Source organism: Yersinia mollaretii ATCC 43969, from assembly GCF_013282725.1.
GTDB lineage: Bacteria > Pseudomonadota > Gammaproteobacteria > Enterobacterales > Enterobacteriaceae > Yersinia > Yersinia mollaretii.
Genome location: NZ_CP054043.1, coordinates 1,208,458 through 1,232,113 on the forward strand (window position 1 = coordinate 1,208,458; position 23,656 = coordinate 1,232,113).

Here is a 23,656-nt window from a genome sequence, read left to right on the forward strand (position 1 = left end):
TACATCTGTAACTCTACATCATTTTTTCGCAGGGCAAAAGAATTTTTTGTTGTATAGTTACACAAATTGTCACGATTCAGCGCACATCTTCCTCGCATAATCGGCACTAAATGTAGCTTAATTACATAAAGTGCTTTAATTATCACCACTTACCCGCACAACTAGTGAGCCTGATCCCAGTTGTCGCCAACCCCGACATCAACCTTCAGTGGCACCGCCAACTGCATACTCTGTTCCATCAACTCACGGATTTTCTGTTCAGCGCTTTCTAATACACTTTCATGCACCTCAAACACCAATTCATCGTGTACCTGCATGATGACCCGCACCAAAGGCTCAGGTTCTTGCTGTAACCAAGCATCCACGGCAATCATGGCTCGCTTAATGATATCAGCGGCAGTGCCTTGCATTGGGGCGTTGATTGCTTCACGTTCGGCAGCCTTACGGCGATTGGCATTGCGCGAGTGAATATCAGGCAGATAGAGGCGGCGGCCATCCAGTGTGGTGACGTAGCCTTGATCAGCGGCTTGTTTGCGGGTGCGCTCCATATATTCCAGCACGCCCGGATAGCGCTCAAAGTAGAGATCCATGTAGCGCTGCGCTTCACCACGCGGGATATTCAGTTGCCGTGCCAGACCAAAGGCGCTCATACCATAAATCAGGCCAAAGTTAATCGCTTTGGCGCTACGGCGCTGTTCGCTCGTGACTTTTTCCAGTGGCAAACCAAAGACTTCCGCTGCGGTCGCGCGGTGAATATCTTTCCCCGCAGCAAATGCCGTCAGTAGCCCTTCATCCTGCGACAGATGCGCCATGATACGCAATTCAATCTGTGAGTAGTCGGCCGCCATGATGCGGTAACCTTGCGGCGCAATAAAAGCCTGACGTATGCGACGCCCTTCTTCATTTCGCACCGGTATATTTTGCAGGTTAGGATCACGGGAGGAGAGACGCCCAGTGGCCGTCACAGCCTGATGATAAGAGGTATGGACCCGGCCCGACACCGGGTTAATCATCAGCGGTAGCTTGTCGGTATAGGTGCTTTTGAGCTTCGCCAAACCGCGATATTCGAGAATGACTTTCGGCAGAGGATAATCCAGTGCCAATTCGGCCAGCACTTCCTCGTTAGTCGACGCTGCGCCCCCCGGCGTTTTTTTCAAGATGGGCAGTTTTTGTTTTTCATACAAAATCACCTGTAGCTGTTTAGGTGACGCGAGGTTGAATGGCTCTTCCGCCAGTTCATGGGCCTGCTTTTCCAGCTCATCAAGGCGAATGGTCAGCTCTTTTGAGTGCGCGGCCAATATATTTTGGTCAATCAATACGCCGGTGCGCTCAATGCGGGATAAAATCGGCAGCAGCGGCATCTCAATTTCCTGAAATACGCGCTTCAGCCCTTCACTCTCCTGCAACTTCGGCCATAGCACCAAATGTAGCTGTAGGGTGACATCGGCATCCTCTGAGGCATAAGGTCCCGCTTGTTCCAACGCAATCTGGTTAAAAGTCAGCTGATTTTTGCCTTTACCGGCAATCTCTTCAAAGGTGATGGTTTTATGGTTGAGGTAACGCTCCGCCAAGCTATCCATATCATGGCGGCCCGCCACGCTGTTTAAAACGTAAGACTCCAGCATGGTATCGAATGCAATACCGCGCAGCTCAATGCCATAACGCGCCAACATGCTTTGATCAAACTTGAGGTTTTGCCCAACTTTAAGGGCTTTGTCATCTTCCAGCAGCGGTTTTAGTGTCGCGAGAACCCAGTCACGATCAAGCTGTGCGGGGGCGTCCAGATAATCATGCGCGAGTGGCAGATAGGCCGCTTCGCCCGGAGCGACCGCAAACGAGAGACCAATCAAGTTGTTGCTGAGGGTATCAAGGCCGTCGGTTTCAGTATCAAACGCAAACACGTCCGCTTTTTTAAGCCGCTCGATCCAGTCAGCTAAGGATTTTTCATCCAAAATAGTGTGGTAGTTCTCTTGCGACAACACCGCCGTGACTTCAGCCGCTGGGGCTGGCTCTGTCGCGACAAAGGTTTTATTGCTGGTTTGCCCGGTTGGCCGCTCTTTTTTGCCGTCTAGCCATTTTCCCTCTTCGACATCGGCCAGCCAGCGCTTGAATTCATAGCGGCTGAATAACTGATGCAACTGCTCATCATCCGGCGGTGAGACGGTCAACTCGTCGCAAGTGACATCCAGTTCGACATCCGTTTTAATGGTGGCGAGTTTATAAGAGAGGTAGGCGACATCTTTATTCTGCTCTAATTTGGCAGACATCGTTTTAGCGCCACGGAATGTTAGTGTGGGTATTTTATCCAAATTACTGAATAGCGAGTCCAATCCGCCCAGACCTTGCAATAAAGCCTGCGCGGTCTTTTCACCCACACCGGGTACGCCTGGAATATTGTCTGATGAATCTCCCATCAGGGCCAGAAAATCAATAATCAGTTCAGGGGGAACGCCATATTTTTCGCACACTTCCTGTGGCCCTAAAATAGCGTTGTTCATTGTATTAATGAGAGTGATATTCGGCGTAACTAATTGCGCCATATCTTTATCACCGGTACTAATTAATACGGAATGACCTGCTTTTTCTGCTTCTTGCGCCAGAGTGCCAATAACATCATCCGCCTCGACCCCAGAAACCACCAATAAAGGCAATCCCATCGCCTTGACCATTTGGTGAAGCGGCTCTATTTGCGATCGTAAATCATCGGGCATCGGTGGGCGGTGAGATTTATATTCAGCGAATAACTCATCACGAAATGTTTTGCCTTTAGCATCAAAAACAACCGCAACATGGCTTGGACGATATTGCAGCAACAGACTGCGCAACATGTTCAACACGCCATACATCGCGCCTGTCGGTTCGCCGCTGCCATTGGTCAACGGTGGGAAGGCATGGTAAGCGCGATAGAGGTAAGAGGAACCGTCAACGAGGATCAATGGGTTTTCTGCAATCTGGGCCATAGAGTTTCTTCATCTTTATTCAGCAAGGTCTGACGCTAAGAATGCCATAGCTGGCGGCAAGAGACGAATCTTAGCGTCCATTCTTGTGCGAAAGAGAGCATTTTTGCTCAGAGATCTTGAAGATCCTTTCTGTGGATAACTTTGTGAGTAAAAACATGTGCAGATTATATTTATCCGTCATCCAGCAAAGAGTTAATAATTAAACCAAGTATTATCATGGAGTTATGATTGCCTCTTTCTTATTTTACTGTCATTTTTCCTTTATCTCAATTGTGGATATTACTTATTTAGTCACGAGCTGAAGATAAATAAATTTCACTTATGGGCGAATTATCTCACGCCTTTTTTTATTACACTAAGCCACCCATTTTTAGCATTTTTACATCATGAATATCCACACCAAATCATCACGGAAATAGATAAGTAGATAAAAAACAACACCCCGAAAAATAGAAAGCCAGCATTCGGTCGCGTGTCTGTGACGTGGGATAATAGAGTGATTTAACAGCAGGGAAAGAAATAGAGTGGCAAAACAAAGTGCAGTGTGGGTATTGGGTGAGTCAAAGAGGCGCTAACAAAAGCCAGCGCCTCTTTACGTATAATTACTTTTGGGTCAGTAGGAACTTAACGACATCCGCATACTGTTTCACATAGGTATCCATTGAGCTGGTATCCATGCCATCGTTCTTAATCATATATTTGCCATTAACAAACATGGCCGGAACGCCGCGTAATTCTAAATCTTGAGCCGCTTTTTGCTGCTGAGCAACCAAGGATTTAACCACAAAGCTATTTAATGCCGCATCGTAGTCTTCACCACTCACACCCGCTTTGATAAAGACATTACGGATGTCATCGGGGGTCTGAACCGTTTGTGTTTTCTGTACGCCTTCAAACATCAGTGGGGTGATTTTATCTTCAACGCCCAGCGCCATAGCAACAGCCCATGCTTGAGTCAGTTGCTTGCCTAATGGGCCAAGGAACTCAACATGATAACGGGTCATTTTAGTCCCTTCTGGCAGTGCTTTTTTTACTGCCTGAGGAACATGGTAAATTTCTTCAAACTGGTAGCAGTGAGGGCAGTAGAAAGAGAAAAACTCTAAAACCTGAGGCTCACCCGTTACGGGTTTGTTTAACGTCTGGTACTGAGTACCGTCAGTAAATTGTGCGGCTGATGCGCTGAATGCCATCACCATGCCAACAAGCGCTAACCAAACATTTTTCATACTATAACGATCTCCATTATCTTAGCTTTAGTACATTGGCATCAGCTGCAAAGGCGGTGCCTGCAACAGCTTAACCTGCTCAGTAAATGATGCAGTCTGCTGTAACCAAAAATCAGACTCCGCCATCCACGGAAAACTTTTAGGGAATGCAGGGTCCTGCCAACGTCTGGCGACCCATGCAAGGTAATAAACCATCCGCATCGCGCGTAAAGGTTCAATCAGTGCGAGTTCACGCTGATCAAAATCAGCAAACTCACCATAGGCTTCTAGCAGAATATCCAACTGGATCAACTGCTCACTGCGTTCACCGTGTAGTAGCATCCAGAGATCCTGAATCGCTGGACCATTTCTGGCATCATCCAGATCGACAAACATCGGCCCATCACGCCATAAAATGTTGCCGGGGTGGCAGTCACCATGTAGCCGCAATGGCTGCCAATCGGTGTGCCAATACTGCTGAATGGTACTGATCAACAGATCGGTCGCCGCCAGAAACTTATCTCGCTGTTTTGTTGGTACCAGACTACTGCTGGCCAACAACTGGCGTGGTTCTGTCAGATACTCTTCAATGCCGATCGTTGAACGAGCAACAAAAAGTTTATCGCTACCCACTTGATGAATCCGGCCGAGAAAACGCCCGACCCACTCTAATTGGTCAAGATTATCTATCTCATACTGGCGGCCGCCGACACTGGGAAATACCGCAAAGAAAAACCCATGATGAGTATGCAAGGTGTTCCCATTGAGCAGCAAGGGAGCTATCACCGGGATCTCCGACTCTGCCAAATCAAGCGAGAATTGATGCTCCTCGGTGATTTGTTCGCGACTCCAGCGCTCAGGACGATAAAATTTCACCACATAACGTTTACGATCTTCATCCATAAACTGATAAACGCGGTTTTCGTAACTGTTAAGCGCGGTTAAACCAGAATCCACCCGTAAACCGACCCCTTCAAGGGCATCCATAATCAGGTCAGGAGACAACGTCTGAAAATTAAAGGCAGAGCTGTTCATAACAACATTCAGTCTATATAAGTGACAGCGACGCGCTGAGAATAAGAAATAGTATCATCAAAGCCTAATCTACGCAGATAAGGAGTATGACTAATCTTTAATGATGCCACGAGCGCGCAATATGGCCGTTTTAAAATCTTCTTCGAAATCTTTTTTCAATCCTGGGATCACTTCTGTCGATGCTGAACCGCGCATTTTCAGGTGATAAATAAGAATATCGTCGGTGAGATCTGAAAACTCCCCCTCGAAGCCCGCTTCAGCGGCCAGTTTTTGTAAAAACTGTACCAAATTTAAATCAGGCTCCTGCTGCCAGGCCGGATGTAAAAGCTCAATCAGTTCATTAACACGATGGCATTTCATAGCAAATTTATCCTATTCAAAAATATGCAGACAAAGTAGCAGGGATAATCACACAGGGAAAGAGAGCCTACTGTCAATAAAAGTAAATCCTGACCGATCCTCCTATTTAAAGATACAATTCGTCAGTCAGTTGAATATAGCGGAGTGATAGAAATGCAGCCCAATATAACAGGCGTTATTCTTGCCGGAGGCCGTTCTTCCCGAATGGGCGGAAATGATAAGGGATTGATTCCTCTTCATGGCAAGCCGCTGTTTCAACATGTCATTGACCGATTAAAACCGCAGGTTGATAACGTGCTAATTAATGCTAATCGTCATCAGGCGTTGTATCAAGAAAGTGGTATGCCGGTCATCAGCGATATCATTACTGGCTTCGTAGGCCCACTGGCAGGCATGCATGTCGGGCTGAGCCATTCACCTACAGAATGGGTTGTGTTTGCTCCCTGCGATGTTCCCACACTTCCTATCAATTTGGTTTCTCAGCTTTGGCACGGGAAACAGCAAGCGTTGGCCGCTTATGTCCACGATGGCGAGCGAGCACATCCAACATTAGCCTTAATGCATGTCAGCTTAAAACCACGCCTTGCTGAATTTCTGGCAAATGGAGATCGTAAGCTGATGATATTGATGGAGAGTGTGAATGCACAACCCGTAATATTCCGTGGGCAAGCCAACCAATTTAGCAACCTAAATACCCCCGCAGATTGCGACTTATGGGAACAAAGTAAAAGAGGGTCGTTATGAGCCAAAAGATACCGCCGTTATTAGGTATAGCCGCGTACAGTGGTACAGGAAAAACGACGTTATTGAAAAGTCTGATCCCCTTACTTCAGCAGCGCCAGATCCGGGTCGGCTTAATCAAACATACACATCACAATATGGAGATTGATACTCCAGGGAAGGATAGTTATGAATTGCGTAAAGCTGGTGCTCATCAGACTCTGGTTGCCAGCGATTGTCGCTGGGCATTGATGACAGAAACACCGGAACAAAAAACCTTGGATCTCCACTACCTGGCTAGCCGGCTAGATGCATCAACTATTGATCTCATCTTAGTCGAGGGTTTTAAGCATGAACCGATTAGCAAAATAGCACTTTATAGAGAAGCCGTGGGTAAGCCGTTCACAGACTTAATTGATGAATATGTTATCGCTTTGGCAAGTGACAAACCCATCTTGAGTAGTGCCGTAGATCAATTGGATATTAATCAGCCAGAAGAAATTGCAGAGTTTATTTGCGGTTGGTTAGGAAGGAAGCAGCAATAAGAAGTAAAACTGAGCGGCGATAGAGCCTAGGTCTTATTAGATTTCAGCTCTACCCATACTTTTTGAGTTTTGAGTGAAGACATAAAAAACTGCACCCTGACTCGTTGGGCTTCCCACTGTCAGAGTGCAGTTCAGTCGCGGAGACTTTTTTTGGTTTTGGTTTTGGTTTTGACACATAGCAAAAACCCCACGCTTTTGGCATGGGGTCTCGGCTTGATTTGATGCCTGGCAGTGTCACAGTATTCGTCTCATCTTGAGGATGAGTCTCACCCCTTCGGGGCCAGCGCAAGACGCTGTCCAAACTGCATGCGCAGTAGTATTCGTCTCATCTTGAGGATGAGTCTCACCCCTTCGGGGCCAGCGCAAGGCGCTGTTCAAACTGCATGCGCAGTAGTATTCGTCTCATCTTGAGGATGAGTCTCACCCCTTCGGGGCCAGCGCAAGGCGCTGTTCAAACTGCATGCGCAGTAGTATTCGTCTCATCTTGAGGATGAGTCTCACCCCTTCGGGGCCAGCGCAAGGCGCTGTTCAAACTGCATGCGCAGTAGTATTCGTCTCATCTTGAGGATGAGTCTCACCCCTTCGGGGCCAGCGCAAGGCGCTGTTCAAACTGCATGCGCAGTAGTATTCGTCTCATCTTGAGGATGAGTCTCACCCCTTCGGGGCCAGCGCAAGGCGCTGTTCAAACTGCATGCGCAGTTTGTCGCATGTCATGCTCGAATAGCGCACGCCAGAACCATAAACAAAAAAGGCCACCCATCAGGGTAGCCTTTTTTGTTTATTTGATGCCTGGCAGTGTCCTACTCTCGCATGGGGAGACCCCACACTACCATCGGCGCTACGGCGTTTCACTTCTGAGTTCGGCATGGGATCAGGTGGGACCACCGCGCTAAGGCCGCCAGGCAAATTCTGTTTCAATCAACTCGCTCACGATAAACTCTCGTCAGCCAGCCAATCCAATCTCGGAACATTCGCTGAAAATCTACTCTCAAATCACCAAAACACCTTTGGTGTTGTAAGGTTAAGCCTCACGGATCATTAGTACTGGTTAGCTCAATGCATCGCTGCACTTACACACCCAGCCTATCAACGTCATAGTCTTTAACGTTCCTTCAGGGGGCTTAAAGCCCCAGGGAAGACTCATCTCGAGGCAAGTTTCCCGCTTAGATGCTTTCAGCGGTTATCTCTTCCGAATTTAGCTACCGGGCAATGCCATTGGCATGACAACCCGAACACCAGTGATTCGTCCACTCCGGTCCTCTCGTACTAGGAGCAGCCCCTCTCAATCTTCCAACGCCCACGGCAGATAGGGACCGAACTGTCTCACGACGTTCTAAACCCAGCTCGCGTACCACTTTAAATGGCGAACAGCCATACCCTTGGGACCTACTTCAGCCCCAGGATGTGATGAGCCGACATCGAGGTGCCAAACACCGCCGTCGATATGAACTCTTGGGCGGTATCAGCCTGTTATCCCCGGAGTACCTTTTATCCGTTGAGCGATGGCCCTTCCATTCAGAACCACCGGATCACTAAGACCTACTTTCGTACCTGCTCGAGCCGTCACTCTCGCAGTCAAGCTAGCTTATGCCTTTGCACTAACCTCACGATGTCCGACCGTGATTAGCTAACCTTCGTGCTCCTCCGTTACTCTTTGGGAGGAGACCGCCCCAGTCAAACTACCCACCAGACACTGTCCTCACCCCGGATTACGGGGCCGAGTTAGAACATCAAACATTAAAGGGTGGTATTTCAAGGTTGGCTCCATGCAGACTGGCGTCCACACTTCAATGCCTCCCACCTATCCTACACATCAAGGCTCAATGTTCAGTGTCAAGCTATAGTAAAGGTTCACGGGGTCTTTCCGTCTTGCCGCGGGTACACTGCATCTTCACAGCGAGTTCAATTTCACTGAGTCTCGGGTGGAGACAGCCTGGCCATCATTACGCCATTCGTGCAGGTCGGAACTTACCCGACAAGGAATTTCGCTACCTTAGGACCGTTATAGTTACGGCCGCCGTTTACTGGGGCTTCGATCAAGAGCTTCGCCTTGCGGCTGACCCCATCAATTAACCTTCCAGCACCGGGCAGGCGTCACACCGTATACGTCCACTTTCGTGTTTGCACAGTGCTGTGTTTTTATTAAACAGTTGCAGCCAGCTGGTATCTGCGACTGGCTTCGGCGCCGAGAGCAAGTCTCTTTACCTAATGCCAGCGTGCCTTCTCCCGAAGTTACGGCACCATTTTGCCTAGTTCCTTCACCCGAGTTCTCTCAAGCGCCTGAGTATTCTCTACCTGACCACCTGTGTCGGTTTGGGGTACGATTCAATGTTACCTGATGCTTAGAGGCTTTTCCTGGAAGCTTGGCATCAACTACTTCTGCACCGTAGTGCATCGTCATCACACCTCAGCGTTGATAAGCAACCGGATTTACCAAGTCACTCCGCCTACATGCTTAAACCGGGACAACCGTCGCCCGGCTAGCCTAGCCTTCTCCGTCCCCCCTTCGCAGTAACACCAAGTACAGGAATATTAACCTGTTTCCCATCGACTACGCTTTTCAGCCTCGCCTTAGGGGTCGACTCACCCTGCCCCGATTAACGTTGGACAGGAACCCTTGGTCTTCCGGCGTGCGGGTTTTTCACCCGCATTATCGTTACTTATGTCAGCATTCGCACTTCTGATACCTCCAGCAGCCCTCACAGGCCACCTTCAACGGCTTACAGAACGCTCCCCTACCCAACAACACCTAAGTGTCGCTGCCGCAGCTTCGGTGCATGGTTTAGCCCCGTTACATCTTCCGCGCAGGCCGACTCGACCAGTGAGCTATTACGCTTTCTTTAAATGATGGCTGCTTCTAAGCCAACATCCTGGCTGTCTATGCCTTCCCACATCGTTTCCCACTTAACCATGACTTTGGGACCTTAGCTGGCGGTCTGGGTTGTTTCCCTCTTCACGACGGACGTTAGCACCCGCCGTGTGTCTCCCGTGATAACATTCTTCGGTATTCGGAGTTTGCATCGGTTTGGTAAGTCGGGATGACCCCCTAGCCGAAACAGTGCTCTACCCCCGAAGATGAGTTCACGAGGCGCTACCTAAATAGCTTTCGGGGAGAACCAGCTATCTCCCGGTTTGATTGGCCTTTCACCCCCAGCCACAAGTCATCCGCTAATTTTTCAACATTAGTCGGTTCGGTCCTCCAGTTAGTGTTACCCAACCTTCAACCTGCCCATGGCTAGATCACCGGGTTTCGGGTCTATACCTTGCAACTAGACGCCCAGTTAAGACTCGGTTTCCCTACGGCTCCCCTATTCGGTTAACCTTGCTACAAAATATAAGTCGCTGACCCATTATACAAAAGGTACGCAGTCACACCACGAAGGTGCTCCCACTGCTTGTACGTACACGGTTTCAGGTTCTATTTCACTCCCCTCGCCGGGGTTCTTTTCGCCTTTCCCTCACGGTACTGGTTCACTATCGGTCAGTCAGGAGTATTTAGCCTTGGAGGATGGTCCCCCCATATTCAGACAGGATGTCACGTGTCCCGCCCTACTCATCGAGTTCACAGAAGGTGTGTTTTTGTGTACGGGACTATCACCCTGTACCGTGCGACTTTCCAGACGCTTCCACTAACACACAAACTGATTCAGACTCTGGGCTCTTCCCCGTTCGCTCGCCGCTACTGGGGGAATCTCGGTTGATTTCTTTTCCTCGGGGTACTTAGATGTTTCAGTTCCCCCGGTTCGCCTTGCATGGCTATGTATTCACCATGCAATAGTGCAACGAATTGCACTGGGTTTCCCCATTCGGGTATCGTCGGTTGTAACGGTTCATATCACCTTACCGACGCTTATCGCAGATTAGCACGCCCTTCATCGCCTCTGACTGCCTAGGCATCCACCGTGTACGCTTAGTCGCTTAACCTCACAACCCGAAGGTGTTTCTGTGCTCAAAGTGGTTGCGCGTTCACAAATGCGGTGTTGTTCCGTGCGCGCAATCCTCATGAACGTTAAGTTCACTCCGGTTGCTGTGCGCGGTACGCCTTGCCTTTGCGTCGCTCACTCACTTTTTGACATTGAAAACCTGTCGCATTGCGATTATTTGAGAGACTCTAATACAGGTTACTTCTTATCTCAGTACTGCTACGGAGAGATAAGTTTCAGCTGTATTGTTTCAATTTTCAGCTTGTTCCAGATTGTTAAAGAGCAATATCTTAAACACGACTCGTTAAAGTCATCTTTAAGATATTTTTTAGTTCATAAAGAACCAGTGATAATGTCTTTCACACATTATCGGATTGGCGTCCCCAAGGGGATTCGAACCCCTGTTACAGCCGTGAAAGGGCAGTGTCCTAGGCCTCTAGACGATGGGGACACAAAAATTGCTACTGAATCAGTGATTCAGTATTTTTGTGTAAAGGTGAGAATGTGGTGACACATTCGAACGACTGATGCAGTAAATACTCGATGCCGAGGTTCTACAGCACAATCATCACCCTCATCAACAGGTGCTCTTGCTCATTACATTCATCAGACAATCTGTGTGGACACTACGCAATGCGTATCGTTAGGTAAGGAGGTGATCCAACCGCAGGTTCCCCTACGGTTACCTTGTTACGACTTCACCCCAGTCATGAATCACAAAGTGGTAAGCGCCCTCCCGAAGGTTAAGCTACCTACTTCTTTTGCAACCCACTCCCATGGTGTGACGGGCGGTGTGTACAAGGCCCGGGAACGTATTCACCGTAGCATTCTGATCTACGATTACTAGCGATTCCGACTTCATGGAGTCGAGTTGCAGACTCCAATCCGGACTACGACAGACTTTATGTGGTCCGCTGGCTCTCGCGAGTTCGCTTCACTTTGTATCTGCCATTGTAGCACGTGTGTAGCCCTACTCGTAAGGGCCATGATGACTTGACGTCATCCCCACCTTCCTCCGGTTTGTCACCGGCAGTCTCCCTTGAGTTCCCACCATTACGTGCTGGCAACAAAGGATAAGGGTTGCGCTCGTTGCGGGACTTAACCCAACATTTCACAACACGAGCTGACGACAGCCATGCAGCACCTGTCTCACAGTTCCCGAAGGCACCGAAGCATCTCTGCTAAGTTCTGTGGATGTCAAGAGTAGGTAAGGTTCTTCGCGTTGCATCGAATTAAACCACATGCTCCACCGCTTGTGCGGGCCCCCGTCAATTCATTTGAGTTTTAACCTTGCGGCCGTACTCCCCAGGCGGTCGACTTAACGCGTTAGCTCCGGAAGCCACGCCTCAAGGGCACAACCTCCAAGTCGACATCGTTTACAGCGTGGACTACCAGGGTATCTAATCCTGTTTGCTCCCCACGCTTTCGCACCTGAGCGTCAGTCTTTGTCCAGGGGGCCGCCTTCGCCACCGGTATTCCTCCAGATCTCTACGCATTTCACCGCTACACCTGGAATTCTACCCCCCTCTACAAGACTCTAGCTTGCCAGTTTCAAATGCAGTTCCCACGTTAAGCGCGGGGATTTCACATCTGACTTAACAAACCGCCTGCGTGCGCTTTACGCCCAGTAATTCCGATTAACGCTTGCACCCTCCGTATTACCGCGGCTGCTGGCACGGAGTTAGCCGGTGCTTCTTCTGCGAGTAACGTCAATCAACCGTGCTATTAACACGACTGCCTTCCTCCTCGCTGAAAGTGCTTTACAACCCGAAGGCCTTCTTCACACACGCGGCATGGCTGCATCAGGCTTGCGCCCATTGTGCAATATTCCCCACTGCTGCCTCCCGTAGGAGTCTGGACCGTGTCTCAGTTCCAGTGTGGCTGGTCATCCTCTCAGACCAGCTAGGGATCGTCGCCTAGGTGAGCCATTACCTCACCTACTAGCTAATCCCATCTGGGCACATCCGATGGCGTGAGGCCCGAAGGTCCCCCACTTTGCTCTTGCGAGGTCATGCGGTATTAGCTACCGTTTCCAGTAGTTATCCCCCTCCATCAGGCAGTTTCCCAGACATTACTCACCCGTCCGCCGCTCGCCGGCAAAGTAGCAAGCTACTTTCCGCTGCCGCTCGACTTGCATGTGTTAGGCCTGCCGCCAGCGTTCAATCTGAGCCATGATCAAACTCTTCAATTTAAGATTTGTTTGATTTGCTACTAATGAAAGTAGCGATGCTCAAAGATTACTTTCTGCAAATATGCATTCGAACCGAAGTTCAAATGTGTACTGCTTTGGTCACTCTTCAAGACTTTGATATTGCTTCTGCCTGCCGAAACAGGCTTCGATATCGTCTTGCGAGTGCCCACACAGATTGTCTGATAAATTGTTAAAGAGCGTTCGTTACCCGTTTGCCTTGCGGCGAATCTTACGGTAATGCGGGAGGCAGATAATACGCTTTCCCGCTGAAGAGTCAAGGTTTTATTTGGTTTCTTTCGAACTCAAACGCCTTCTTTTCTCTTCCTGACCCGGCGAAGTGTGTTTCGTTGTTCCCGGTCAGTGGAGGCGCATTATAGGGAGTTCCTGACAGGCTGCAACCCCTAATTTGAAAAAACTTTTCAACCGCGTTTTTTTTCAGCAAATAGGGGGTAACAGGTGAGTTTTTAAACAATTATTACGCTAAACATTCAGTCTTAGAGTGAATCTGTAGAGTAAAATAGAAATATAAGAAGACAGATAGGACAAATCACCATGCAACTAAATACCCAACAACAGGCCGCCCAGCGCAATCTTTCATATCTATTAGCCGAAAAAATTGGCCAGCGCATTCTCGCAGGTGAATATGTAGCCGGTAGCATACTGCCTGGTGAGATAGAGTTGGGTGAGCAATTTGGTGTTAGCCGTACTGCCGTTCGTGAAGCGGTGAAAATGCTCGCAGCAAAAGGGATGTTATTGCCGCGCCCACGCATTGGCACCCGAGTCATGCCGCAAACAAATTGGAACTACCTTGATCAAGAGCTACTGACGTGGTGGATGACCAAAGAGAATTTTGATCAGGTGATGCAGCACTTCCTTATATTAAGGACATCACTCGAGCCTCAAGCCTGTTCACTGGCGGCGGTGAATGCCAATGATGAGCAGCGGGCGTTGTTAGCCTCATTAATTGCAGAGATGCGCGCGCTGCATGAGCAGTTTAATCGCGAACGATGGATTCAGGTGGATGCCCAATTTCATCAGTTAATCTATGAGGCCAGCGGCAATCCATTTTTAACCTCTTTCGCCAATTTGTTCAGTTCGGTTTATCACAACTATTTTCGCGCTATTACCGGCGATGAAGTGATTAAGCTGCAATACCATCAGGATATTGTCGATGCGATTCTGACGGGTGATAGCCAAGGCGCTTTATTGGCCTGTCAGGTGTTATTAAAGGGGAAAGAGTAGCGGCGAGATGTTATTTATATCTATATAAAGATAAAGGGTACTCACGCCCACTCAATTTAATCAGGACGGACAATGATAAAATCTGCGCGCAGCATGGCGGGTCTTCCTTGGATAGCCGCCATGGCTTTCTTTATGCAGGCTTTGGATGCCACCATACTGAATACGGCCCTGCCATCAATCGCCGAAAGTCTTCATCGGTCACCGCTGACCATGCAATCCGCGATTATCAGCTATACCCTGACCGTCGCTATGCTGATCCCGGTGAGTGGCTGGCTGGCTGACCGCTTTGGCACCCGCCGAGTGTTCATTTTGGCGGTTTCACTCTTTACTCTAGGTTCACTACTATGCGCACTTTCTGGTTCACTGCCATTTCTGGTGGCCTCCCGCGTGATTCAAGGCGTCGGTGGGGCGATGATGATGCCCGTCGCCAGACTGGCACTCATTCGGGCTTATCCACGCAGTGAATTATTACCGGTATTAAATTTTGTCACTATTCCCGGATTAATCGGCCCCGTCATGGGGCCGCTGTTAGGTGGACTATTGGTCACCTACGCCACTTGGCACTGGATTTTTATCCTTAATATCCCTATTGGCATATTGGGCATTGTCTACGCACGCAAATACATGCCCGACTTCACCATGCCCAAACGCGCCTTTGATTTTATCGGCTTCCTGCTATTCGGTAGCAGCTTAGTGTTGATATCCGTGAGTTTGGAAATCATGGGGCGGCCAGATATTGCTGATTACCTGCCCGCCGCGACACTGGTCGGTGGCTTATTGATGCTGCTCTTCTATATATTCCACGCGAAAGGCCACCCAAATCCATTAATTGGTTTACCGCTGTTCAAAACCCGCACATTCTCCGTCGGGATTGCAGGTAATGTGGCCTCACGGTTAGGCACTGGTTGTGTGCCCTTCTTAATGCCATTGATGTTACAGGTTGGATTTGGTTACTCCGCCATTATTGCCGGTTGCATGATGGCACCGACTGCCATTGGTTCGATGATGGCGAAATCTGCCGTGACACAGGTATTACGTTCGCTGGGGTATCGCACCGTATTAGTGGGCATTACCGCCATTATTGGCGTGCTGATCGCCCTGTTTGCACTGCAATCGCCGGGAATGTCGCCTTGGCTGATGATCTTGCCACTCTTTGTTTTGGGTATGGCGATGTCCACTCAGTTCACCGCAATGAATACCATCACACTGGCGGACTTGACCGATAACAACGCCAGCTCGGGTAACAGTGTTTTGGCGGTCACCCAGCAGTTGGCGATCAGCTTTGGTGTGGCTATCAGCGCGGTGGTATTGCGGTTTTATGATGGGTTGTCGTTTGGGGGTAATGTCGATCACTTCCACTACACCTTTATTACCATGGGCGTGGTGACACTGCTTTCATCTGTGGTGTTCCTATTACTCAAACCCAAAGATGGCGACAATTTAATTCAGGGCCGCAATGTGAAAAAGATTTCGCGCCCTGCAAAGAGTGAAGTTTAACGGATAGCGACCGACCCACGCTCAATAAGCTCGGGAGTGAGAATCAGCACTTGCGGTTCCGCTTCCGGGTTATTCAACCGATGAATCAGTGTATCAATCGCCAGTTCGCCAAGGTCATCTTTTGGTTGATGGATGGTCGTCAGTGGTGGCGTCATATATTGTGCAATTTCAATATCATCATAACCAATGACCGCCATATCTTGCGGGATCGATAATCCAGCCTGATGCAACGCCTGATAAACCCCTACCGCCATAGCATCATTGCTGGTGAAAACGGCATCGGGTGGCTCCGGTAGGGCAAGTAACTGCTTCATCGCCACTAACCCGCCACCAAATTCAAAATCACTGGCGACTTCATAACCGGCAAGCACGGGTAACCCCGCGCGGTTCATAGCCTGACGGTATCCTTCCAAACGTTCTTTGGCCGGCGTTTTGTCCTGCGGACCCGCAATGCAAGCGATTCGGGTATATCCTCTGGCAATCAAATATGAGGTTGCCATTTCTCCGCCAAATAGCGAGTTATCCTGAATCACGTCATTCACCCCTTCAAACGGCGCCCAGTCCATCATAATGATTGGCAATGAAGGGTAACAACGCAGAATATCTTGGGAGGGACGGTGGCTTTCGGTGCACATCAGCAGTAATCCATCGACGCGTTTCTGCATCAGGGTTTCAATGCTACGACTCATGCGATCAATATCGCCTTCGGTATTGCACAGAATCAAACTATAACCGCGCTCATAACAACTGCGCTCCACGCCTCGGACAACTTCGGCATAAAATGGGTTGCTACTGGCAGTAACCAACATACCTATGGTGCGGGTTTGTTTCAGTTTTAAGCTGCGGGCCAGTGCAGAAGGGGCGTAGTTGAGTTGCTTGATAGCAGACAGCACTTTGTCGCGGATAGGATCGCTGACAAAGCGATTTTTATTAATAACATGCGAGACAGTGGAGGTTGATACGCCCGCTAAACGGGCGACATCTTTCATGGTGGCCAAAGTTATACCTGACCTTGTAAGAAGCTATCGATCTCGGTTCGCCAAGGAATGGAGGGTTGTGCGCCTGGCCGAGTGACGGCAATCGCGGCAGCGGCATGAGCAAAGCGCACGGCTAAGCCCATCGACTTACCTTCCAATAGCGCAGTCAGTAATGCACCATTGAACGTATCACCCGCAGCAATAGTATCCACCGCATCAACTTTGAACCCCGCGACCAATTGACCTTTGCCCTGTTCGCTGAGCCAGACACCACGGCTGCCCAAGGTGATGATCACAGTAGCGATGCCTTTATCATGCAGAATTTGTGCTGCTTTCGCCGCATCATCATCATGCTCAATATGAATGCCCGTTAAACGCTCAGCTTCGGTTTCATTCGGGGTAATCATATCCACCAGCGCTAACAACTCATCAGGCAGTTCACGAGCGGGGGCGGGGTTGAGAATAACCTGAGTCTGATGCTGTTTTGCCAGTTTAGCGGCGGCCATCACGGTATCGAGCGGAGATTCTAGCTGCATGAGCAGTGCATCGGCATCCATCACCTGCTGCTGATAGCGGTGAAGATAGTCAGGCGTCACCGCCGAGTTAGCCCCAGCATTGATGCCAATGACGTTTTCGCCTTCACCGTTGACGAAAATTAGCGCCACACCGGTGGTGGTTCCCGCAACCGCCTCAATAGGCGCGGTATCAATATGATCGCTGGCTAATTGCCGACGCACCCGTTCACCAATATCATCTTCACCCACACAGGCAATAAACGCGATATTCGCCCCACTACGGCCAGCGGCAACAGCCTGATTAGCGCCTTTGCCACCGAAAGCAACGTTATACTGCTTCCCGATCACCGTTTCACCCGGACGCGGAAACTGCTCAATGTTCAGAATATGGTCGGCATTGATGCTGCCGAGGACCACCAGCTTACCTGTTTCCATCGTATTTATTCCTTTGTAGATGACGCCACCGCCCAGATTATCGCGACGGTGGCGTAATGCCCTGCTTTTCTTCTTTTATTGTTTGGTGACTAATTTCAAGTCTACTGGGATAACCGCCGGCACTTTTTCGCCTTTCAACACTTTATCCGCAGTTTGAATGCCAATGACACCAATCTGGTCAGGGCGTTGAGCAATGGTTGCACCCAATTTGCCGCTCTCAACCGCTTTGATACCATCGTCGGTGCCATCAAAACCGACCACTAGCACATCTGTTTTACCCGCAGTTTGCAAAGCGCGCAGTGCGCCCAGTGCCATTTCGTCGTTCTGAGCAAACACGGCCTGCACTGTTGGATGGGCGGTCAGCAAGTTCTGCATGACGTTCAAGCCCTTGGTGCGGTCAAAGTCAGCAGGTTGGCTAGCCAGCAGTTGGAACTTATTTTTTTCCATCGACTGTTTAAAACCTTCGCCACGTTCACGCGCCGCAGAGGCTCCTGCGATCCCTTCCAACTGAATGACTTTGGCATCGCTACCCAATTTCTTGGCAATAAAGTCACCGGCCATTTTGCCGCCGAAACGGTTATCCGATGCCACGTGACTCACTACAGTGCCGGCGTTAGCCAGACGGTCAAGGGTGATGACCGGAATGTTTGCCTGATTAGCCATTTTCACGGCATTACCCACGGCATCAGAGTCAGTTGGGTTAATCAGCAGCAATTTCGTGCCACGAACCGTTAAGTCCTGCACGTTTGCCAGCTCTTTCGCCGGGTTGTTTTGCGAATCCAACACCACTAGGTTGTAGCCCAGTTTATCGGCTTCTTTTTGTGCGCCGTCTTTCATTGAAACAAAGAACGGGTTATTCAGGGTGGAAACCACCAAGGCGATGGTATCTTTTGCCAGTGCGTTTGCACTCACAGTCGCGCTCAATGCAACAACAGAGATCAAGGTAGCCAGTTTCTTCATTTTCATGGTCACAATTCCTGTAGGGAGAGAGGTTATTTGCTGCTTTTGTTATCTACCAATACCGCAAGCAAGATAACCACTGCTTTCACGATCATTTGGTAGTAAGAGGAGACACCCAATAAATTCAAACCGTTATTTAAGAAGCCGAGGATAAGTGCGCCGATTAGAGTGCCGACAATCCGCCCTTTCCCCCCAGCCAGACTGGTACCGCCTAGAACCACGGCTGCTATCGCATCCAGTTCATAGCCTGTACCCGCTGTCGGTTGTGCTGACGACAAGCGCGCCACTTCGATAATCCCTGCCAGTGCCGCTAACAATCCACACAGCGAATAAACAATAATTTTAACTTTATCGACGCTAATACCAGAGAGCCGTGTGGCTGACTCATTACCGCCTAAGGCGTAGATATAGCGGCCCAAGCGGGTGTGGTGCAACATGTACCAAGCCGCAATAAAGACAATCGCCATCAACCAGATAGGGGTCGGAATACCAAAGGGACGACCTATGCCGAACCAGCCAAAGGTGTCGGCCACCTCCGTAAAACCGGTATTGACCGGGCTACCATTGGTGTAAACCATGGTGACGCCGCGCAGCAACAGCATCATGACCAGTGTGGCGATAAACGCCTGCACTTTACCTTTGGCGACAATCACCCCGGTAATCCCGCCAATAAACGCCCCCAATGCCAGTGCCGCCGCGACGGCGACCATAGCATTCACTTCTAAACCCACAATCGAGGCCGCCACCGCACCAGTCAACGCCAGTAATGACCCCACCGACAAATCAATGCCGGAAGTCAGGATAACCAGTGTCATCCCCACCGCCATAATGGCGTTGACGGAAGTTTGCTGAAGAATGTTAAACAGGTTATTCAGGGTGAAAAAGTTTGGACTTAGCGACGAAACCACAGCAATCAGCACCAGCAGCGCAATCAGTGATTTTTGTTCTAATAACCATTCTTTGCTGAACCAGCGTTTTGTCTGGATCGTCTGGGAACTCATATCTGATTACTCCTGCTCACTAAGCTTTTGCTTATCAAAAGATTGCTTGCCGACGGCGGCTGCCATCAACACTTCTTGGGTCGCCTGTTCAATCGAGAACTCGCCGCTTAGCTGGCCTTCATGCATCACGAGAATACGGTCACTCATGCCGAGCACTTCCGGCATTTCTGAGGAGACCAGAATGATGCTCAGCCCTTCTTGCTTGAATTGGTTGATTAACTGGTAGATCTCTTTTTTAGCCCCGACGTCCACCCCACGAGTCGGCTCATCGAGGATCAGTACTTTGGGGCGGGTCATCAAACCGCGTGCAATTGCCACTTTTTGCTGGTTACCGCCGGATAACAAACCAATCGGCTGTTCCATCGAAGGGGTTTTGATATTAAATAAGCGAATAAAATCCGCGACTGCCAGTTGTTCATCCGCGTGCTTAAGCGAACCGCCCGCACGGCTGAAATAACGCAATGCCGTCAAAGACATATTCTCTTTCACGGACATTCCCAGCACCAAACCATCCCGCTTGCGGTCTTCGGAAATATAGACGATGCCGTTTGCCAAACCATCTTGCGGTGAATGGGTCACCACTTCACGGCCATCCAGCATAATGAAGCCAGACTGACGCGGCAGCGCACCATAGATGATTTTCATCAGCTCAGTGCGGCCTGCGCCCATCAACCCCGCCACACCAAGGATCTCGCCGCTGTAGAGGGTGAAACTGACATTTTTCACGCCGGGGCCACATAGCTGTTTGACCTGTAAGCGCTTTTCGCCACGGGGTAAATTCAGGCGCGGGTATTGCTCTTCTAACTTGCGACCCACCATCATCTCAATCAGAGAGTTTTCAGTCAGCTCGTTAACCGGTTTTTCCGCGATAAATTGCCCGTCACGGAACACAGTGACGTCGTCGCAAATCTCAAAAATCTCTTTTAGCCGATGGGAGATATAAACAATGCCGCGACCTTCCGCTTTCAACTCATTAATGACATTAAATAAAGAGGCGGTTTCAGTGTCGGTCAAGGCATCGGTTGGCTCATCCATAATGATGACTTTAGATTCAAAGCTCAGCACTTTGGCGATCTCCACCATCTGCTGATCACCAATAGAAAGTTCACCCACCAGCCGGTGGCTGCTGTAATGAATATTAAGACGCGCTAGCAGTAAATCCGCTTCGGCATACATCTTTTTCCAATCGATGCCGCCAAAGCGATTAACAAACTCGCGCCCTAAAAAGATATTTTCGGCGATGGTTAACTGCGGGATCAGGTTAAGTTCCTGATGGATAATGCCAATGCCCGCTTCCTGCGAGGCTTTTGGGCCATTAAACACCACTTCTTGACCCATAAAATGCTGACTGCCGGCATCTTTACTGTAGATGCCAGTCAGCACTTTCATCATGGTCGATTTTCCGGCCCCATTTTCGCCGACCAGTGCCATCACCCTGCCAGGATAGACACTGAGCGCCGCACCGGAGAGTGCTTTGACGCCGGGAAAGGCTTTATCAATCCCTTTCAGTTGCAGCAAAGGTTGCATAAATGCCTCAGAAGGTTACGCCGGAGCAGAGAATGATGTTAGCAAAGGGGGAACACTCCCCGCTACGAATCACTGCCCGGCTTTGTTTGGTTTGTTCTTTAAAAGCCTCGTGGCTGATATAGCGCAAAACAATTTGGTTTCCCTGATGTTGCTCAAGTTGTGTTAACTGGGCGAGTAACGCTTCATGGAGTTGCGGATTATTTTTAACGATCTCCTCCGCAAGGTACGCACTCTCAACCTGCATTTCTTGCGTCACCACCTCAAGAACCTGGAGGAAACCAGGGACGCCTCGTGTCAGTGCCAGATCGATACGTGTGGTGGTTGCCGGTATGGGCAGCCCCGCATCACCTATCACAACCTGATCGGTATGACCCAGGCGAGAGATAACAGCGGAAATATCAGAATTCAGTAATGCGCCTTTTTTCATTTTCGACTCCAACAGCGAAACGTTTCGCTGATACTGAGTTTAGAAAAATAGCCGCAGAAGGCAAACTCAATTTGATGAAATTGTGATCGCCATCGAAACGTTTCGCTGAACATGTGAAAAGTGGGAATAATAGAAGTGAAAAAGGCCACTATGATTAGCGGCCTTTCAGGTTAAATCTCGACTTGTGTTCCTAGCTCAATCACCCGGTTAGGGGGGATCTCGAATTGATCTGCGGCGCGCAGCGCATTACGGCTGAGGGCAATAAATAGCTTGCCGCGCAGGAACAGATACCATGGTCGTCGCGTCAGAATGAGCGACTCATGGGACATAAAGAACGACGTTTCCATCATCTGGCACGGCAAGCCTTCTAAGCCACAGCGGTGGAAGATCTCCTCTACATTTGGCGTTTCGCGCCAACCATAACTTGCCACCACCCGCCAGAAAGTCGGCGAGAGCTGCTCAATGGTGACCCGCTTCACATTGTGTACGTAAGGGGCATCCTCAGTTCGTAATGTCAGCAGCACCACGCGTTCATGTAGCACTTTGTTATGCTTGAGGTTATGCAACAACGCGAACGGAATCACATTCATTGCCCGCGACATATACACCGCCGTCCCCGTCACTCGCACCGGAGGTGATTTCTCCAATGACGCAATCATCGCTTCCAGTGAATTGCCGTGTTCATGCATACGGCGCAGCAAACCAAAACGCTCGCTTTTCCAAGTGGTCATAATGATAAACATCACGAGACCCAGAGAGAGCGGCAACCAACCGCCGGAGAACAATTTCAAGGCGTTGGCTGAAAACATCGGCACATCGATAATCAGTAAAACCACCAGCAGGCAGCCGACAAAAACGCGATTCCAGTGCCAGTTTTTCAGCGCGACAGTGCAGAACAAAATACTGGTTATTACCATGGTTCCAGTTACCGCGATGCCGTAAGCGGCCGCCAGATTACTGGAGCGCTCGAAGCCGACAATCACCAGAACCACCGCCAGATAGAGTGTCCAGTTGATGACCGGGATATAGATCTGACCCGACTCCATTTCGGAGGTATGGATAATGCGCATCGGTGGCAAGTAGCCTAACCGCACCGCCTGCCGAGTCAGCGAGAACACACCCGATATCACCGCTTGTGAGGCAATCACTGTCGCCAGTGTCGCCAGTATTAATAGTGGGATCAAGGCCCAGTCAGGGGCTAACAGGAAGAAGGGGTTTTTGATGGCTTCCGGGTTTTTCAGCAGTAATGCGCCTTGCCCAAAATAGTTCAGCACCAATGAGGGCAGAACCACGGTAAACCATGCCAATCGGATAGGGAATTTACCAAAATGCCCCATATCAGCATACAGCGCTTCCACGCCAGTGATGGCCAGCACCACCGCGCCGAGGGCATAAAACGACACCGCTTTATATTCAGTAAAGAAGCCTATCGCCCATTTGGGATTCAGCGCAGACAGGACTTCGGGATTCGCAATAATACTGCGTAGCCCCAGCAGGGCGATCGTCAGAAACCATACCAGCATCACTGGGGCGAATAGTTTGCCGACACTACCAGTGCCGTGTTTTTGAATCACAAACAGCAGAGTTAGCACCGCAATAGAGCAGGGGACGATATAGGGATCGAGCGCAGGCGCGGCAATTTCCAACCCTTCGATGGCTGACATGACCGAGATTGCAGGGGTAATGACCACCTCGCCATAAAAGAAGCTGCCGCCAATCAGCCCAAGAATCACCAGTATTGAGGTGGCGCGAGATGAGGTATTACGCCCGGCCAAAGACATTAAAGTTAAAATGCCCCCTTCACCGGCGTTATCTGCACGCATGACATAGGTCAGATATTTAACCGAGACGATCAGGATGAGCATCCAGAAAATCAGCGATAAAAAGCCAAACACTACATCCGGGCGGACATCAAAACCATAATGACCAGAAAAGCACTCTCTCAAGGTATAGAGCGGGCTGGTACCAATATCACCGTAAACCACCCCTATTGCTGCCAGGGTTACCGCCGATAAAGACTGTTTATGTTCTGTGCTCATAATTGATTTCTTTTTGCTAGAACATCCATAACCTGATGTGTGCGTTTAAGAACCGCAATAGTCGGTTCTGTGTCCCTTGACGCCCACCAAAAGGCGC

General features: G+C 49.7%; 15 protein-coding genes, 1 tRNA gene and 3 rRNA genes. 4 read left to right on the forward strand and 15 right to left on the reverse strand.

What is annotated here, in order from left to right; all coding sequences use genetic code 11:
* Positions 1-161 precede the first annotated feature (161 nt).
* The 4 genes from polA to HRD69_RS05300 form a co-directional block, all read right to left on the reverse strand.
* A complete protein-coding gene (polA, locus tag HRD69_RS05285; RefSeq protein ID WP_004875478.1) occupies positions 162-2,960 on the reverse strand; it encodes a DNA polymerase I in 2,799 nt (932 codons plus the stop codon).
* A 602-nt stretch (positions 2,961-3,562) separates the two neighbouring features.
* Positions 3,563-4,186 (reverse strand): thiol:disulfide interchange protein DsbA, encoded by a 624-nt coding sequence (dsbA, locus tag HRD69_RS05290; protein WP_004875477.1) that lies wholly within the window; start codon positions 4,184-4,186, stop codon positions 3,563-3,565.
* Positions 4,187-4,213: 27 nt separating this feature from the next.
* Positions 4,214-5,200, reverse strand: a complete 987-nt coding sequence (locus tag HRD69_RS05295) for a serine/threonine protein kinase (RefSeq protein ID WP_004875476.1) — start codon at positions 5,198-5,200, stop codon at positions 4,214-4,216.
* A 90-nt stretch (positions 5,201-5,290) separates the two neighbouring features.
* Complete coding sequence (locus HRD69_RS05300; RefSeq protein ID WP_004875475.1) at positions 5,291-5,560, reverse strand: YihD family protein; 270 nt, start codon at positions 5,558-5,560, stop codon at positions 5,291-5,293.
* 153 nt (positions 5,561-5,713) lie between these two features.
* Between HRD69_RS05300 and mobA the strand changes: the two genes are divergently transcribed.
* Both mobA and mobB read left to right on the forward strand, forming a co-directional pair.
* On the forward strand, positions 5,714-6,304 hold the full coding sequence (gene mobA, locus HRD69_RS05305; RefSeq protein WP_004875474.1) for a molybdenum cofactor guanylyltransferase MobA: 591 nt from the start codon (positions 5,714-5,716) through the stop codon (positions 6,302-6,304).
* The gene (gene mobB, locus HRD69_RS05310) at positions 6,301-6,825 is read left to right on the forward strand and encodes a molybdopterin-guanine dinucleotide biosynthesis protein MobB (RefSeq protein ID WP_032814665.1); all 525 of its coding nucleotides are present in this window, start codon (positions 6,301-6,303) and stop codon (positions 6,823-6,825) included. Before mobA ends, mobB begins: the two co-directional genes overlap by 4 nt.
* Before the next feature lie 787 nt (positions 6,826-7,612).
* On the opposite strand, the gene rrf is transcribed toward mobB, so the two are convergent.
* From rrf to HRD69_RS05330, 4 genes are all read right to left on the reverse strand, one after another.
* Positions 7,613-7,728 (reverse strand): 5S ribosomal RNA (rrf, locus tag HRD69_RS05315).
* A gap of 114 nt (positions 7,729-7,842) precedes the next feature.
* Positions 7,843-10,749, reverse strand: a 23S ribosomal RNA gene (locus HRD69_RS05320).
* 374 nt (positions 10,750-11,123) lie between these two features.
* Positions 11,124-11,199 (reverse strand) — tRNA-Glu (locus HRD69_RS05325).
* Between the two features lie 197 nt (positions 11,200-11,396).
* Positions 11,397-12,939: ribosomal RNA gene (locus tag HRD69_RS05330) — 16S ribosomal RNA — on the reverse strand.
* Together the 16S, 23S and 5S rRNA genes with 1 tRNA gene alongside form the textbook arrangement of a ribosomal RNA operon.
* Positions 12,940-13,491: 552 nt before the next feature.
* On the opposite strand from HRD69_RS05330, the gene HRD69_RS05335 reads away from it, so the two are divergent.
* Complete coding sequence (locus tag HRD69_RS05335; protein ID WP_004875737.1) at positions 13,492-14,181, forward strand: FadR/GntR family transcriptional regulator; 690 nt, start codon at positions 13,492-13,494, stop codon at positions 14,179-14,181.
* A 72-nt stretch (positions 14,182-14,253) separates the two neighbouring features.
* Positions 14,254-15,678, forward strand: coding sequence for a multidrug transporter subunit MdtD (gene mdtD, locus HRD69_RS05340; protein WP_004875736.1), 1,425 nt, complete (start codon positions 14,254-14,256; stop codon positions 15,676-15,678).
* Here the strand turns inward: mdtD and rbsR are convergent.
* The 7 genes from rbsR to kup all read right to left on the reverse strand — a co-directional run bounded on the left by rbsR (position 15,675) and on the right by kup (position 23,559).
* The gene (rbsR, locus tag HRD69_RS05345; RefSeq protein WP_032814820.1) at positions 15,675-16,676 is read right to left on the reverse strand and encodes a ribose operon transcriptional repressor RbsR; all 1,002 of its coding nucleotides are present in this window, start codon (positions 16,674-16,676) and stop codon (positions 15,675-15,677) included. The two genes, mdtD and rbsR, sit on opposite strands and share 4 nt — an antisense overlap.
* Positions 16,677-16,678: 2 nt before the next feature.
* Complete coding sequence (gene rbsK, locus HRD69_RS05350) at positions 16,679-17,605, reverse strand: ribokinase (protein ID WP_004875735.1); 927 nt, start codon at positions 17,603-17,605, stop codon at positions 16,679-16,681.
* Positions 17,606-17,680: 75 nt separating this feature from the next.
* Positions 17,681-18,571, reverse strand: a complete 891-nt coding sequence (gene rbsB / locus HRD69_RS05355; protein WP_032814819.1) for a ribose ABC transporter substrate-binding protein RbsB — start codon at positions 18,569-18,571, stop codon at positions 17,681-17,683.
* Between the two features lie 26 nt (positions 18,572-18,597).
* Positions 18,598-19,566: a ribose ABC transporter permease gene (rbsC, locus tag HRD69_RS05360; RefSeq protein WP_004875733.1), complete on the reverse strand. Its 969-nt coding sequence runs from the start codon at positions 19,564-19,566 to the stop codon at positions 18,598-18,600.
* Between the two features lie 6 nt (positions 19,567-19,572).
* Positions 19,573-21,093 (reverse strand): ribose ABC transporter ATP-binding protein RbsA, encoded by a 1,521-nt coding sequence (rbsA, locus tag HRD69_RS05365; protein ID WP_004875732.1) that lies wholly within the window; start codon positions 21,091-21,093, stop codon positions 19,573-19,575.
* Between the two features lie 7 nt (positions 21,094-21,100).
* Positions 21,101-21,520, reverse strand: a complete 420-nt coding sequence (gene rbsD, locus HRD69_RS05370; RefSeq protein WP_004875731.1) for a D-ribose pyranase — start codon at positions 21,518-21,520, stop codon at positions 21,101-21,103.
* Positions 21,521-21,690: 170 nt separating this feature from the next.
* On the reverse strand, positions 21,691-23,559 hold the full coding sequence (kup, locus tag HRD69_RS05375) for a low affinity potassium transporter Kup (RefSeq protein WP_004875730.1): 1,869 nt from the start codon (positions 23,557-23,559) through the stop codon (positions 21,691-21,693).
* Positions 23,560-23,656: the final 97 nt, after the last annotated feature.

Bases quoted from the DNA above. Each gene is read 5' to 3' on its own strand.
- polA (WP_004875478.1), bottom strand. From the start codon at position 2,960: ATGGCCCAGATTGCAGAAAACCCATTGATCCTCGTTGACGGTTCCTCT.
- dsbA (WP_004875477.1), bottom strand. From the start codon at position 4,186: ATGAAAAATGTTTGGTTAGCGCTTGTTGGCATGGTGATGGCATTCAGC.
- HRD69_RS05295 (WP_004875476.1), bottom strand. From the start codon at position 5,200: ATGAACAGCTCTGCCTTTAATTTTCAGACGTTGTCTCCTGACCTGATT.
- HRD69_RS05300 (WP_004875475.1), bottom strand. From the start codon at position 5,560: ATGAAATGCCATCGTGTTAATGAACTGATTGAGCTTTTACATCCGGCC.
- mobA (WP_004875474.1), top strand. From the start codon at position 5,714: ATGCAGCCCAATATAACAGGCGTTATTCTTGCCGGAGGCCGTTCTTCC.
- mobB (WP_032814665.1), top strand. From the start codon at position 6,301: ATGAGCCAAAAGATACCGCCGTTATTAGGTATAGCCGCGTACAGTGGT.
- HRD69_RS05335 (WP_004875737.1), top strand. From the start codon at position 13,492: ATGCAACTAAATACCCAACAACAGGCCGCCCAGCGCAATCTTTCATAT.
- mdtD (WP_004875736.1), top strand. From the start codon at position 14,254: ATGATAAAATCTGCGCGCAGCATGGCGGGTCTTCCTTGGATAGCCGCC.
- rbsK (WP_004875735.1), bottom strand. From the start codon at position 17,605: ATGGAAACAGGTAAGCTGGTGGTCCTCGGCAGCATCAATGCCGACCAT.
- rbsB (WP_032814819.1), bottom strand. From the start codon at position 18,571: ATGAAAATGAAGAAACTGGCTACCTTGATCTCTGTTGTTGCATTGAGC.
- rbsC (WP_004875733.1), bottom strand. From the start codon at position 19,566: ATGAGTTCCCAGACGATCCAGACAAAACGCTGGTTCAGCAAAGAATGG.
- rbsA (WP_004875732.1), bottom strand. From the start codon at position 21,093: ATGCAACCTTTGCTGCAACTGAAAGGGATTGATAAAGCCTTTCCCGGC.
- rbsD (WP_004875731.1), bottom strand. From the start codon at position 21,520: ATGAAAAAAGGCGCATTACTGAATTCTGATATTTCCGCTGTTATCTCT.
- kup (WP_004875730.1), bottom strand. From the start codon at position 23,559: ATGAGCACAGAACATAAACAGTCTTTATCGGCGGTAACCCTGGCAGCA.